Origin of the sequence: Actinomyces stomatis (assembly GCF_031292835.1) — a bacterium.
Taxonomy (GTDB): Bacteria; Actinomycetota; Actinomycetes; order Actinomycetales; family Actinomycetaceae; genus Actinomyces; species Actinomyces stomatis.
In genome coordinates this window covers 143,829-158,627 of sequence record NZ_JASPEP010000003.1, presented here as the reverse complement: position 1 = coordinate 158,627, position 14,799 = coordinate 143,829, and the positions used below count along the sequence as shown (strand labels likewise).

At 55.8% G+C, this 14,799-nt stretch carries 6 protein-coding genes and 1 pseudogene; 1 reads left to right on the top strand and 6 read right to left on the bottom strand.

Features of this window, described 5'->3' with window-relative positions:
• Positions 1-14: 14 nt before the first annotated feature.
• The 6 genes and pseudogenes from RIV12_RS03205 to RIV12_RS03190 all read right to left on the bottom strand — a co-directional run bounded on the left by RIV12_RS03205 (position 15) and on the right by RIV12_RS03190 (position 14,272).
• Positions 15-854, bottom strand: a complete 840-nt coding sequence (locus RIV12_RS03205) for a 3-hydroxyacyl-CoA dehydrogenase family protein (RefSeq protein ID WP_309322083.1) — start codon at positions 852-854, stop codon at positions 15-17.
• Positions 855-866: 12 nt separating this feature from the next.
• Positions 867-2,555: a polyketide synthase gene (locus RIV12_RS13140; RefSeq protein ID WP_428978908.1), complete on the bottom strand. Its 1,689-nt coding sequence runs from the start codon at positions 2,553-2,555 to the stop codon at positions 867-869.
• Positions 2,556-2,561: 6 nt separating this feature from the next.
• A complete protein-coding gene (locus RIV12_RS03200) occupies positions 2,562-12,056 on the bottom strand; it encodes a polyketide synthase (RefSeq protein ID WP_309322082.1) in 9,495 nt (3,164 codons plus the stop codon).
• 204 nt (positions 12,057-12,260) lie between these two features.
• Positions 12,261-12,824, bottom strand: a pseudogene (locus RIV12_RS03195) (transposase); the annotation flags it as partial.
• A 565-nt stretch (positions 12,825-13,389) separates the two neighbouring features.
• Positions 13,390-13,683 (bottom strand): IS3 family transposase, encoded by a 294-nt coding sequence (locus tag RIV12_RS13135; RefSeq protein WP_428978907.1) that lies wholly within the window; start codon positions 13,681-13,683, stop codon positions 13,390-13,392.
• Between the two features lie 97 nt (positions 13,684-13,780).
• A complete protein-coding gene (locus tag RIV12_RS03190) occupies positions 13,781-14,272 on the bottom strand; it encodes a transposase (protein WP_309322081.1) in 492 nt (163 codons plus the stop codon).
• Between RIV12_RS03190 and RIV12_RS03185 the strand changes: the two genes are divergently transcribed.
• Positions 14,250-14,774 (top strand): mycothiol transferase, encoded by a 525-nt coding sequence (locus RIV12_RS03185; RefSeq protein WP_309322080.1) that lies wholly within the window; start codon positions 14,250-14,252, stop codon positions 14,772-14,774. The two genes, RIV12_RS03190 and RIV12_RS03185, sit on opposite strands and share 23 nt — an antisense overlap.
• Positions 14,775-14,799: the final 25 nt, after the last annotated feature.

Genomic DNA, 14,799 nt, shown 5'->3' with positions numbered 1-14,799 from the left:
GTACAACATCAATATTAATAGAAACCCACTCCTTTCTTACGCCCGGTGTCTCCCGAGTCCACCATCATTCTGAGCAACGGGCACGCCCGGTACTTCGGATCGCCGTACTCCTTGTAGAGCTCGTCGATGCTTGCGAGGATGACGTCAATTCCAATTAAATCGGCTGTTTCAAGTGGGCCCGATGCGTGCCCAAAACACGATCTGAAGATGTCGTCTATCTGCTCAGGCTGAGCCACTCCTTCGTGGACCAGGAAGGCCGCCTCGTTGATCGTCATCATCAGTACTCGGTTTGTGACAAAGCCGGCAGAATCGTTCACTTCGATCGGACGGATACCTGTCCGCTTCAGCAGACCTAGCGTCTGCTCTACGGCACGCTCTCCTGTCCGGCGCCCGCGGATGAGCTCGGCAGTATCTTTCTTCGGGACAGGATTCATGAAATGAATACCTATAGTATTTTCAGGACAGGACCGCACCCCAGCAAGCCTGGTAATCGGTATACATGAGGTGTTTGCCGCGACGACCATCTGGCTCCCGCACACGTCATCGATGGCAGAATACACATCCCTTTTGACTGAAAAATCCTCAGTAACATTCTCGACGACATAGTCCACCCCACGAAGGTCCGTCACTCGGTCAGAGTATGTCACCAGTTCGCTAACGTTGCTAGACGGGGTGTACGCAAGCCCGAGCAAAGGCGATGTTCTTTCAAATGTCTCTACGTTGCGCCGGGCATTATCTAGCTGTTCAGGATCTGTGTCGATAAGTGTGACGGTTAGACCATGCCCGGCGAAGCGCTCCGCCAGCCCCGTCCCCATAGTTCCAGCACCAATGACGCCGACTCTCAACTCATTCACTTTTGTCGCTCCTCACTCACGAAATATGGACCTTGATCTGTCGATGGACTTGTGCCACCAGCGTTTTCCGCTCATCACGGTTCCAGGAATCTCCCCAGTACCCAGAGGCGGTACTGGCTCCGGGCAACGAGACGACTCAAGCCCTTCTGTGACATCACAACCTTCTCTCTCGTGTGTCTCCTGCGTTCGGTCATTGATTGAATTCCGAAGTTGGTCAGCCAGTTCGTCACTAGAAGACACAAGGTAGTCTGCACCAACACGCCACCTCGGCCTCGCATCAGCCATCACACTCCGCAGGTAACCAATAGGAAGACCAGGAGTGGAAAGAATCGCGTCAAGCAGTTGTCTTTCGTAAACCTTCAGCATCACACCCGATCGTTGACTAAGGTGCAGTTCGACTGGCGAAGAACGGGAAGTCGCCTTCTGAGCAGGATATGTGTTAGATGCTTGTTCCAGTATTACGTTGGCATTAACGCCCCCCAAACCAAAGGAGTTTACTGCTACCCTTAGACTGTTCTTGCCTAGTTGCTCCCGAGGCTCAGGACTGATAACAATACCCATTGGCAGTCCTTCCCCCGTAGTGAGTGGAGACTCTCCCATCACCTGGGGAAAACACATACGTTGCTCTACTATCAAGACGCATTTAAGAAGTCCGGCGAGGCCAGCAATTGAATCCAAGTGTCCGATATTACCAGCGAGAGAACCGACTCCGAGTTCGTTGGATCGCTCCATACTCTGGTAAGCTCTCGATATAGCCGCTAACTCGATTCGGTCAGCCAGTTCGATACCACATGCGTGGGCCTCTACATAATCGATCGAGTCGCGGTCGACGCCACCCGCCATCATGGCTTCGACCATCACGCGTTCTTTAGCCGCGCATTCGAATGACCGGATTCCCGGATAACTTCGTCCATCCATATTGGCTGCCGTGCCAAGTATTCTCGCGCGGTGTGGAGCCCCCCGTTTTTTTGCATCAGACTCTCTCTCTAGAATGAAACATACTGCGCCATTGCCCACCACACTACCGTCTGCCCGCCTATCAAAAGGGAGGCAGCGTCCCGAACGTGAAGCCTCCCTATAAAGGGGGAACTGCGGTACCTTGATAGAGGCCCCGCATACGATAGCCCTGTCACACTCGTGGTTTAGCAAGGACTCCACTCCGAGGTGAAAGGCGACGAGCCCGCTGGATGAGAATGACTCAAGTGCCAGTCCTGGTCCGTCGATTCCCAAGACGTGCGATAGTCGTGCTACGAAGCCGCCCCAACTGTGATTGTTAAGGAGTTCCGCGAGCCGATCACTCCCAACCGTATGAGAACTCATGAGGCCGAGAACGTAAGTGGAAGGGGTGGATCCGACGAACAAGCCCGCGCCGGGCACGCCTCTGGAGGGATCAGTGTTAGAAGACTCAAGCGCGTTCCATACAATTTCCATGAGCACGCGCTGCTGCGGGTCCAAGAGCTCTGCGTCGTGACTGTCGATGTCGAACAGTTCGTTCTCAAATCTATCGATGTCAGTCAGAACAGCCGCCGCTGGTGCCGACGGCACGTCTTCCCAAAATAGTCCTGTAGCGGCGTCCGCCCGGGTGTCCCGAGGCCGACTACGTATGTTCACCCTGGCAGAATGTAGCATGGCATACAGTTCGTTGTACGTCTGTGCTCCTGGAAGCCTAAACGCCATACCTGTGATCAGTACGCTGTCCAATTTTCTTCAGTCCTCCTTCCATTCTGCATCTGCCCGCATCTGAGTCAGACGCGTTGAGCGAGCTACGCGTCGAGCACTGCCTCTTCGGGAGCCCTCCTTCACACTCAGAACCTCGCTATGGCCATTTGAACCATTCTTTTTCACCCACTCAGTTATGTCACGAGCAGTTCGATACGAGTACATATCACCCGGATTCAGTTCAATACCATATGAGTCGCTCAGGTCTGCCGCAACCTGAATAGCGAGGAGAGAGTTACCTCCCATATCAAAAAAGTCGTCATCAAGGCCCAAATTGGGCACACCCAGAATTGACCTTAACACCTCTAAAACAGTGTTATCTAAGCCTGCCGAATCTACATTCGAGAACTTTTCGCGTCGACCGCCCACCTGTTCGATACTATTCTTAAGCAGCTGAGACAACGTCATTCGAGAACTGACATCGATCAACTGCTGTAGCGGCCTCGGCGATACAAGGACATTTCTTGCGTCAAGATTCAATGCCGTAACCATTGCGGCCCATCCTTCATCGAACGACAAGCCCATTCTACGTCGAATTTCGCTTAAACGGCGCCCAACAGCACTGTCAGCTACTTTAACGTCAGCGGCAAGCCACGCATCCCATTTCCACTCGTCCCAGAAAATCGTTTTCACAGGAAGATCCGGATAGGCCTCCCCTATGGCGGACATACACGAATTTGCAGCCGCGTAAATCGCTTGTCCAGGTCCCCCACCAGTTATGCAGGCAAGCGAAGCAAACTGTACGATCCACTGAACGGAGTCTGCGTTCTCCAAGTCACGTACCGCATTGAGCAAGTTCAGCGTTCCGAGCACCTTTGCCGCCATGACCCTGCGATATTCCTCCTGCCCGGAAGCCTGAACGAGAGCACCGCCAGGAACTCCTGCTGCGTGAACAACACCGCGGAGATTTTCGAGACTTTCTGATCTGAAGAGGCCGGCCACGGCGTCCTTGTCGCTGATGTCGCACGACACGACTTCGACATCCGCTCCGTATGCTCTCATTGTCTGGATGGCCGCACCAATCCGATCGATACGACTGCTCTGTATTTCATCGCAGGCGGCCCAGGATCCGTCTGGACGCTCAATGATGTTTGCAGAATCTCGTCCCACGAGAACTATTTTCCTGGCTCCTCGCTCGGCCAGTCTGAGCGCCATCTCGATCCCTAGTCCTCCAGTGCCTCCTGTTACTAGGTACACGCCCCCATCGCACTCAATCCTAGCGTTACCTCCATCTACATTACATTCAGCACCACTACCTGTAATCGTAGTTTCTTTCCACGAACAACTCCATACCTCTGAGCGGCGGACAACCAAATGCGTTGGTTTGGAATTTTTGTTATCCACCCAGGCCGTTGCCATGAAAGCACCTAGATCTCCCTGGTAACTGTCTACGTCGATATACCTCGTGGCGCAGCCTTCTAGTTCGAAAGACATACCTTTGAGCAGTCCTGCTAGCATGACACGTACGGGGACGCGTCCTCCTGCATCTCCATCTTGGCCCAGTCCACCAGTGGCTAATACTGTGACTCGAATGTCGCCCTTCGCCCGCCGAGCCGCTAGCCACGCAGCAATCGCGGTTAATGAATAAGGCCCCTGAGCAAGTTCCTCGTCGTATGGATGGGCATCACCGTAGGACCAGCAATGCAGAATGTCGTCAATCTCGATGCCAGCTGCAGCCAATGAACGCAACGTCGTGGTGAGCCCACTTACCGCGTCGTTTCGATCAACTTCGAAATCTGTCGCACTTAGGCTGTGTGTCGAATCGCCAACCATAACAGTGCAGGGGCGTAGCCCTGAGAGTTGCTGGCAGTCCTCGACGATCTGCTGCGCCACCGTACGATCCTGCGGCAGGAGAAGTAGTACTCGTCTTCCTTCTAAGGTCCGGCATGAGGTAGAACGAAGCATCGCTACACGATCCCATCTGGGCTCATAAAACCACCGCGGCCAAGGTTTCCGGACGATCTGCTCTATCTCGTTCAGAGGATCTTCTACATTAGAGTCCGCAACGTCTGCCTGCCCCATCTCCACATCGAACGCAGGCGCGTCGATCCAATGCGTCGCACGATTGAAAGGGAACGTTGGCAGTGCGATCCGGTGGCCGTCACTCCGAACTAGGCGAGACGACACAATGTCCGCTCCACGGAGCCACACCGCCAGCAGCCCGCTACGAAGCGGATACCGCTCGTACCCGACCCAGTCCCTGCTAGGGAAGACGGTCAGGATCGTACTATCGCCTTGATGCACATCTGGACTTGCAGTACCACCAATTCTTGCCGCGTTATCAGCGTCGTCGGATTCGTAAGTAGCACAACTCGTGCGTATGTCGACAGTTTCGTTATAACTGTTAACTTCATCCTGGTACCACCCGCTGTCGCCGTCATGTGTCCAACGTTTCCAACCGTCAGGCTGGTCGGATCCGCAGTCTGTCCGGCTCGCGGAAACATCAGGGTGGCGATCCATAACATATGCGAACACATCCTCCCACTCCATCTGGCCAAAATAGACGGACACAGCCAAATTTCCCGGCCCTGCAGCAAGCACAGTACGCAGCGGAACGCCTGCATCTACCAGCATGTCCAGAACCATGTAGTCTATCAGAACACTCAACATATGCTGCTCCGCACAGCCCAGAGGTTGTGATTCAACGCGACGAGCTCTCGGGTTATCCATGAGTTCCCTAATCAGCTCTAGCACGCCGGTCATGCCCCGTCGATCCGCCTCTTGTACGGCCGCATCTAGGCCCGCGACATCGACGAACGGGGGAGTAAGAGCCTCCTCTACTGCAGCTGTCACTCCGCCTAAGCCTCCATCGAGCACCAAGACGACCTTATCTATGTCTGGGACGGACTCATTCCTAATTTGTGGAGCTTCTATCGCTACCTTGAGCTCCTCCAGCAACTCGTTGGTTGACGAGACTACCCATCCCGTTCGCAAAGACCAGTGATCACGACCATGATTCAACGTGAACGCTATGTCGTCCAGACGTGCTTGGCCCGAACTCAGGACATTTTCAAGCTGTGCTAAGAGCAACTGGAGACCGGTCGAAGTGGTTGCAGATACCGTAACTATATGAGGAGAATCCATCACAGGCTGGCGATGCATCTTCGGAGGCTCTTCGATGAGCATATGCGCATTAGTGCCCCCCATACCGAGCGAATTGATCGCAATTCGCATAGGTTGTCCCGAACTCACCCACGCACTTTTCTCTACCATGAAGTCAAAACATACTGTCTGACGATCCAAATGCGGATTTGGGGTCGAAAAATTAATCAAAGGAGGGATGGTCCTGTTGCGAACCATCTGCACAGCCTTGATAAGACCAGCAATCCCCGACGCTCGATCCAGGTGACCAATATTGGGTTTCACACTCCCCAAGACGCAGGGCCTACCAGTTCTTCCACTACCATATACCCGTGATAGCGCCTCATACTCGATCGGATCTCCGATCGCGGTCCCAGTTCCGTGCGCTTCTATATATCCCACCTCGTCCGCCGTGCACCGAGCATCCATAAGAGCCTTCTGGATCGCCTCAACTTGCCCCTGAACACTGGGCGCTGTGAAGCCTGCCTTCACAGCGCCGTCATTATTTACAGCGCTACCTCGTACCACCGCAAGAATATTGTCGTGGTCTTTTATCGCATCTTCGTACCGCTTGAGGAGTACAACTCCCCCACCGTCACCGAACACTGTTCCTGATGCCCGCCTGTCGAATGCGCGGACCTTGCCGTCAGCACTCTCCATACTTCCGTTCTGATAAATATATCCGACATGGTCTGGTACTCTAATGGACATGCCGCCAGCCAGCGCCATGTCGCACTCCCGGTCACGTAAACTACGTATTGCCTGATGTGCCGCCACCAAACCGGTAGAACAGAACGTCTGAACCGCAACACTCGGTCCTGTTAGGTTGAGCCTATAGGACACCTTCAACGGCAAAGCATCCTTATCATTTGTGAGCTCCACTTGATAGTCGTTCATTTTACTGCGAACGTCGCTATTTGGCATCAAATTATTGAGCAAGTACGTGCTAATATTCGATCCAGCAAACACGCCCGTAACGCAATCCGTGCCGTGCGCTGGGTACCCCGCACTTTCGAGAGCCTCCCATGCCAGTTCCAGGAAAACTCGCTGCTGAGGGTCCGTAATTGAAGCTTCAAACGGCGAGACTCCGAACGCTTCCGCGTCCCATCGCCGAATGTCACGCAAAATTGGCCGCCTATTTATATAGCGTCCTCTCCCCTTGTCTACCGAAGAACGTGTCGAACCACCCTGGCTGCCGTCATCAGGAAACTCGCTGAAGGACTCGACGCCTTCCATAAGATTCTTCCAGTACTCATCCACCGAATCCGCGCCAGGAAACCTACACGACATGCCGATGATGGCTACACACTGCTGCTCATTCGGAATCGTCCTGCTAGACGTTGACTCACTGTCCAATTCTTCCCGATAATCAGACGTAGAAGTATCCAAGCTCCAAGCTACCTTCTCCGAACACAGATCGCTCAGTTCCTGGCTTCTCGAATACCGCCCCTCGACTTCAGCTGGCATATCCAGACTCTTACCAAGCCTTTCTTCTATCATCTTTGTCATTCGAGAGATAGTCGGAGATTCGTATAGCGACGCGATCGGCACAGAAATATCGAAATCTCGTGAAATCGTTTCGACTAACTGGACCCCCACCAGGGAGTTTCCTCCGGCATCAAAAAAATTCACGTCGTCGCTGGGAGAATCTTCTCCCAGTGCCTCGCTCCATGCCCGCCGAACTGTATTGCGTATCGATGAAGCAGACAAATCCGTATTGCGAGAATCACTACGATGTTCCGACAGGCCAGGTTGTACTACACTTTGCCTGGCGTTAGAAATAACACCCAGCCTGACGCTGTCATGAAGCCGACTTGTCATGTCGCCTGCCGACACCATCACAACTCGATGCTCGGAGGCCAACGCAACGAACAGAGCCTCCACAGCCTCACGAGTGCCCAATGCATACTGCCACCTAGTGTTAGCCGACGCATTGCTTTGGGGAAACTCGCGCTTGAGAGTATCTCTCCACGTGTCCCACCCAATAGCTAGGACTCTGTTGCCAGTGGGCTCAGACTCGGCCAGTGCTTCGAGATACGCATTCGCAGCAATGTATCCACTGAATCCTAGCCCACCTAATAACGTAGAGATGGAAGACATCAGCACAACTGGGCAGCCTGGCAGATCATCCTTAAGTACTGACAGCAGACAATTCGTGCCAGAGACCTTTGCTTCGCTATTTTTTCTTGCATCTCGTTGATCAGAACTGATCAGGAAGAATTCCGAGGTTTCCGTGCTGCCAGCAGCCTGGATTACAAGATCGACAGAACCCAGTTCAGACCTCGCCCGCAGAAGCGCTGCCCGAATCGAGGCAATATCCAGAACGTCACCTTCTATTCCACACAGTCCGGGATACTGCTGATTGGTCGTATCGAGCCAACGCAGTCTTTCGGCGTGCGTCGTTCCTTGCCGTTCTACTTCTGTCCACAAATCACCTGGTCGGCCACCTAACCTTCCGATTACGGCTACTCGGCACTGCGGAGTGCGTCCGAGCATCTCACTTGCCAGTACCCGCCCTACGCGGCCGAGACCTCCTACGATAGCAATATTCCGATACTGCCTTGCGTCCGGTTTGTCACAACCTCGAGCCGTCCGTCCCATGCCAAGAGGGTCCAAGTGACGGACAAGGCGTCGAGACCCTTCATAACGCACGCACGGAGACACATCGCCGACCGAAGGCAACTCTATTTCTTTAGCAACGAGTTGCGCCACGTAGCGTGCGGCCGTTTCCAACGGTACGCCATCAACAGTTGCCTGCTCAAGGTCAACGAGTCGGCAGGTCACATCTGGATGCTCCTGGCACGTGCACAGGAGCGGGCCTAACGCGGCACGAGACGACGGGCGGATGGACTTTCCCGCCCGGCTTGAGAACGCATCAAGCGTCAGGACCAACAGCCCTAGCGGGGCGCAGTTCAGTACATTTCTGCAAAGATTCCGTACATCCAGACAATTCACCTCAAAGTCTCGGCTCGTTCGGCCACTAGTGGTGTGCTGCAATGCCCGTATGTCCACAACAGTTGACCTAGCTGCCGATGCGTACCTGGCTTCAAAATTTGCTGCCACGCGATTTCTGGCATCGTCGATTACGTCACTCAACGAGTTCTCACGATCGGACAATTCAATAAAACGTTCAACAACGCTTCGCGACGGAAGCATGTCTGTCAACGCCGCTGCTACTAGCTCGCCCAACTCGTTGTCAGCACCCACTAGGACCACCGCCTCTGGCCCCCGATTCGATTCTATTTCGACGGATTCTGATTGTGTCCATCCCGGAACCAACAGCTCGACATCAGGAACGGCGATCTGGCCGCCGTCCATGGACGCTCTATTGCTATGAGCGCTCGCTGGCCCGGAATCTCCAGAAGGCCACAGTTGTTCCTCATCAAATCGGTAGTGGGGCAACGAGTACGGAGTAACATCTATTCTATCCGTCACATCAACGTCGAAACCCTTCACCCATGCGCGCCACAGGGATGCCTCATAGATTCCGTCATCTTCGGCAATCTTGTCCATCTGGGTACGCATCGTTCGAAAGCATGTTGCTCTCTCTCGGCGACTGAAGACAATCTGCATCGCCATGCTGCCAATCTCCCCAGTTCCCATGTCGAAGAAACACAAAGCCTTTTCTGAAAGACTAGCCGCCTCGGCTGCATTCTGCACACTTCTTGCAAAATCTACAGGCTTGCATGCGTGTTCAGCCCAGTATGTCTCACCGAGAGTCTTCTTCGATTTCAGACATTCTTCTGAAAGTCCCGCAAAGATAGGTATACGGGAATCCTGGTAGGAGACTTTCGCACATACCTGGCGCAACTCCGAACCAACATCACTTCCAATGATACTTGAATGCATAGGTAAATGAGTCTGGAGTCGGGAAACAGCAATGCCGGCTTTTCGAATAAGCAATTCCGCTTCGTCAGCCATATTTCCAGATCCTGCGACCACAGTTGCGTGCGGACCAGCCTTGATGACCACTTCCCCCACTGGATAGCTGACAATCCTGCTCAAACGGTTATAGTCGGCCGCTGCAACAATCATGTATCCATCAGATGCGGTCTCTAGAACCCTGGCTCTCTCGCATACCAAACGGACACCGTCCTCGATCGAGAAAACGCCCGCCCATGCAGCCGCACTAAGTTCGCCAATGCTATAGCCAATGGCCGCATCTGGGGTTATCCCATCATACTCCCACATTTTCGCCGACGCATATCCGGCACAGAACGCCAGCAGGTGCGTGGCTAGAGTAGACTGTGACGTATCCTTCTCGGACTCTCTAATCCCCAGAATCGCAGCAACGTCGACCTCTGGTTCTAGGACACGCCCAGCTTCAACACACTGGTCAATGGCCTGTCTGAAACCTGGATGTGCTTCATACAGTATTCTTATGGACTGTTGATTGTCATGTCCGACTCCAGGAAACACGAATACACCGTAAGGTGTTCTCTGTCTTGAGGCCTGAGTGTCCATTACATCGGCATCGGTAAGCTCACGGAGCGCCTGGACAAGCTCATCCGCGCGACGACCAGCGACAACTGTTCTGTGACTTAACGACTCACGATACCCCTTGAGCGTCTGACTTATCGCCGAAATCTTGTCATCATGTTCTTCTATTTCTGTAGCTAGCACTTTCGCATAGTCAATTAGACTGGAAGAAGTGGCCGCAGATAAAGGAATAACGGTATCGCCCGACCGGCAAACGGGAGATTTATCGCGTAGTTCCATAAGAGCAGACGTCTTGCCTCCATCACCACCTCTGCTCATTCTCGTGACAAATGCGTCAACATCACACAGAAGAACGTGACTGTTAGTTCCGGACCACCCGAAAGAGCTGATGCCAGCAACACATCCAGATTCACTCAAGCTGTCCCAGGGAACGGCATTCAGCGGTAGAGCAAAGTCGCGAGATTCCCAGCGAATTTGCGGATTGGGTGTTTCATAGTTTCGATTGGAGGGAATCACACCCTGTTTCATTGCCAGGACGGTTTTAATGAGCCCTGCCATCCCGGCAGCGCCGGCCAAATGTCCAATATTTGTCTTCACTGCACCTATATACAAAGGTGACTTTCGATTGATACCATAAGCCTCAGAAAGTGCATCTATTTCTATAGTGTCACCAAGCACAGTTCCAGTCCCATGAGCCTCAACATAGTCGACCTCCCATGGATCGACGCCCGCTGAGGTTAACGCACTGTTGATCACAGCAACCTGCGCTGACCTATTCGGTGCAGTAATTCCATTGCTGCGCCCGTCCTGATTCACCGCCGACCCCAGTATGACGGCATCGATTCGGTGCCCGTTCCTTACGGCGTCCGACATTCTTTCCAAATAGACAGCCCCACAGCCCTCGCCTAAAAGAAACCCGTCGGCCTTGGCGTCGAACGTCCAGCACCGTCCGCTGGGCGACAGCATCCGCATTTTACTGCCCTGCCTGAGTGAGTCTGGGTGAAGCACAGCGTTCACTCCCACGACGAGAGCATTGCGACAAGAACCTTGCTTAAGATTTTTGATGGCAACATCGAGGGCGACAAGCGACGACGAGCAGGCTGTATCCACCACCAGACTGGGGCCCCGCAGGTTAAGGAGATATGAGATTCTGCCGGCTGTAACACTAGCTGAAGTCCCTAGTGAATAATATGGGTCATCTAGCGCATCTTCGCCGAGCTTTTCTCTCAGCACTGTCGCATACTGCGATAAGGCCATCATTCCAATAAATACGCCTGTATTTAAAACTTCATGTCGATCCCGCACGACGCCCGCGTCGTCGAGGGCCTGTCTTGCTATCTGTAGCGCAATCCTTTGCTGCGGATCCATAAAGAATGCTTCGCGATAAGACAGCCCGAAATATTTTCTGTCGAAGCTAGTCATCCTCTCGACTGGAGCAATCTTATTTGTGTAGGACGTTCCAGGATGACTCGAGTCCGTATGTACAAGCCTGATACTGTCCCACCGTTCACTTGGCACCGGCTGGGAAATCGTCTCACCTTTGATTAGGAGATCCCAGAAAGCTCTTATGCCGTCTGCACCCGGGAATCGCGCAGACATCCCGGTAATACATACGGGATCTTCATCATTTATGACATTCTGTCTGATATGCGGCCTTTTCTCCGCAGGTGGAACGTCTATCCTTTCATCATTGCCACACTCCCCTGTCTCGATGTAATTCGCTAGCCCCTCGATTGTTCGGATGTCATACAGAAGAGAGGTCGGAATCTCGATCGACCATATGTCTTCAATTTCTCCCATAATCTGCATCATCTCAGTCGATTCGAGACCGAGATCGCTGAGCGGAGCCAAACTGTCGATTTCTTCTTCAGCGCACTTGAGTTGCTTCGCAACCCTTTGCACCAACCACATTTTAGGCTGAGGAATCCCATCGGTCTGTCGCCATTGCTGATGCTTATGCATGCGATTTATACTAGTACTGAGATGGCGTCTAGTCAATTGAGTAGTAGATTTGTTTCGGATCCTGACATTGGTTGTCCCACTTCGTCTCAGCCCCACCGTTGTTGACGAGGTGTGGCCGGGAGTTGCAAAGTCGGTGGGTGAAGGCGGCCGAGCGTTGACAGATGTGGAGTGTCGTTGAGCCGGGGGGTGCCCCTATGTGGTGTGTCAAGCGGCGGCGGGTAGTTTCGTGGCTGGTTGTGGGTCGTAGAGGGCTCCATCTCGGATCATGGCGTGCAGGGTCAGGATGCGGCGGTGGGCCAGGGCGAGAACGGCCTGGTTATGACGCTTGCCCTGGTCTCGTTTGCGCTGGTAGTAGGCCCGGGAGACGGGGTCGGAGCGCAGGGAGGCGAAGGCGGACAGGAACATGGCGCGCTTGAGCCTCTTGTTGCCGCCGTGGGAGACGTGCTCACCACGGATCGATGAGCCGGAGCGGCGTGTGACGGGAGCGAGCCCGGCGTAGGAGGCCAGCTGGGCGCCGGTGTCGAAGGTCTTGCCCAGGGTCTCGGCCAGGAAGACGGCGGCGGTCCTGACCCCGATCCCGGGCATGGAGATCAGGACCTCATAAAGAGGGTGGGCCTCCACCAGGGCCTCGACCTGGGCGGCGACATCGGCCCGCTGAGCGTGCAGGGAGATGAGCTGCCTGGCCAGGTGAGGTAGCACCGTTGCGGCTGCGTCGGTGCCGGCGACCACCACGGTCTGGTGCTCCAGGGCCGAGACGATCTGGCCGGCCCAGGTGGCGTGCCGCCTGCACCCGTGTCAAGCCCCGGGTTTTGTGGAGGCTGGTTTATCTGGTTCCGGTGGTTGCCGGTTGTGATTGTTCCTGGCGGTGGTGGTCGTGGTGGGTGTCGGGTGCCCAGGCGGCTTCGTGCTCGGCGGGGGTTCGCATCCCAATAGCGGAGTGTGGCCGGGTAGTGCCCGTACCAGTGGACCCACTCGGCGGTGGCGACCTCGACGGCGTCGATGTCCTTCCCAAGGGCCCTGGTTGCGGATCAGCTCGGCCTTGTACAGCGAGTTGAGCGCCTCGGCCAGAGCATTGTCGTAGGAATCCCCCTTAGAGCCTACAGAGGCGACTGCCTCGCAGTCGGCCAGAGCCTGCCCATAGCGAATGGACCGGTACTGCACCCCACGGTCGCAAGTGGTGCACCAGGCCCGTCAGGTCAGCACCGGCTCGTTTCCGCTGCCAGACGGCCATCTCCAGGGCGTCCAGGGCCAGGTCGGTGCACGTTGGCCAGTAGGTGGTCTGCCAGCCGATGATCCTCCGCGAGTACACGTCGGTGATGAAGGCGACGTAGACCTACCCGGAGAACGTACGCACGTAGGAGGGGGTACCTCCCGCTTGCGGGGGAATGTCGGCGACCCACAGCTCGTTCGGCCTGAACGCGCTGAAATGCCTTTCGACGAGGTCGGCTGGGCACTGCTCTCGCGGCGCGCTGCGCGTGGTTCGCGGGGACCTGGCGCGTCTGACGCCGCGCAGACCCAGGTCGCCCATGAGCCGTTCGACGGTGCACCGGGCCACGTGACCGGCACCGTGACGCTCGGCGGCCTCAGGGCGGTTGAGTATCGCGTGCATCTTGCGGGTCCCCAGCACCGGGGTAGCTGGTTCTTGTGGACCCTGGACATCTCCGCCTTGAGGATCTCGTCGCGCAGGCTCCTGGCGCTAGGAGGCCGGCTACGGCGAGCGTGAGTCAGGTGCTCGGGGCGTCTTGACTCGGCGCCAGTGAGCACCTTGCAGATCGGCCAGGCCCCGAACTCCTCCTTCTTGGTCTCGATGTACTGGCAGAGCAAAGGGACGGGCGCTCACACTCCGCCGCGATAGACAAGCCGACTGTGCTCTTCAGGATCGCGTTGGCTCTTCGCAGCTCTCGGATCTCTTTCTCAAGCTCCTTGATCCGCTGTGCCTCGTCGGTGGTGGTGCCGGGCCGGGTGCCCTGGTCGACCTGGGCCTTCTTGACCCAGGTGCGCAGAGCCTCGGGGTGAACGCCAAGCTCGTCGGCGATCCTGCGGATCGCGCCCCTGGCCCGCGCCGGGTCAGCCAACGCGTCCAACGCCATCCTCGTGGCTCGCTCACGCAGCTCATCGGGATACTTCCTTAAGTCCCATGACAGTGATCCCTCCGTGTCATCACTGCCTCCATCAAACCCGGGACGATTCACCATGACGACTCTTGAGATGCTCATTGACGTCCTGTCCCGGTCCCGTGAGCGCTTCAACCGCGCCTTCGACGGCGTCACGCTCCAGCAGGCCAACACCCGCCCCACCCCGGACCTGGCGCCCCGCATCGACTCCCTGACCTGGCTGGCCTGGCACACGGCTCGCGAGCTCGACCTCCAGGTCGCGCCCCTGGCGGGCGTCAAGCCCGTCTGGATCACCAGCGGCCACCGGGAGCGCTTCGCCCTGCCCCTGCCCGACGACACCGAGGACTGGCGTCACACGCCCGAGCAGGCCGCCCAGGTCGTCGTCAGCGACCTCGGGCTCCTCTTCTCCTACCTCGACGACGCCTACGCGCTGGCCACCACCTACCTGCGCTCCCTCACGCCGGAGACGTTCGACGACGTCATCGACGACTCCTGGGACCCGCCCGTCACCCGGGCCGTGCGCCTGGCCTCAGTCATTGACGACGCCGCCCAGCACTCCGGCCAGACCATCTACACCCGCCGCCTCCTGGGCCTGCCGGGCTAGACGCGCCCACCGGCCTCTCACCACA

What these genes read in the sequence shown, in the direction of transcription:
- RIV12_RS03185 (WP_309322080.1), top strand. Translation starts at nt 14,250, where the DNA reads ATGACGACTCTTGAGATGCTCATTGACGTCCTGTCCCGGTCCCGTGAG.
- RIV12_RS03200 (WP_309322082.1), bottom strand. Translation starts at nt 12,056, where the DNA reads ATGCATAAGCATCAGCAATGGCGACAGACCGATGGGATTCCTCAGCCT.
- RIV12_RS03190 (WP_309322081.1), bottom strand. Translation starts at nt 14,272, where the DNA reads ATGAGCATCTCAAGAGTCGTCATGGTGAATCGTCCCGGGTTTGATGGA.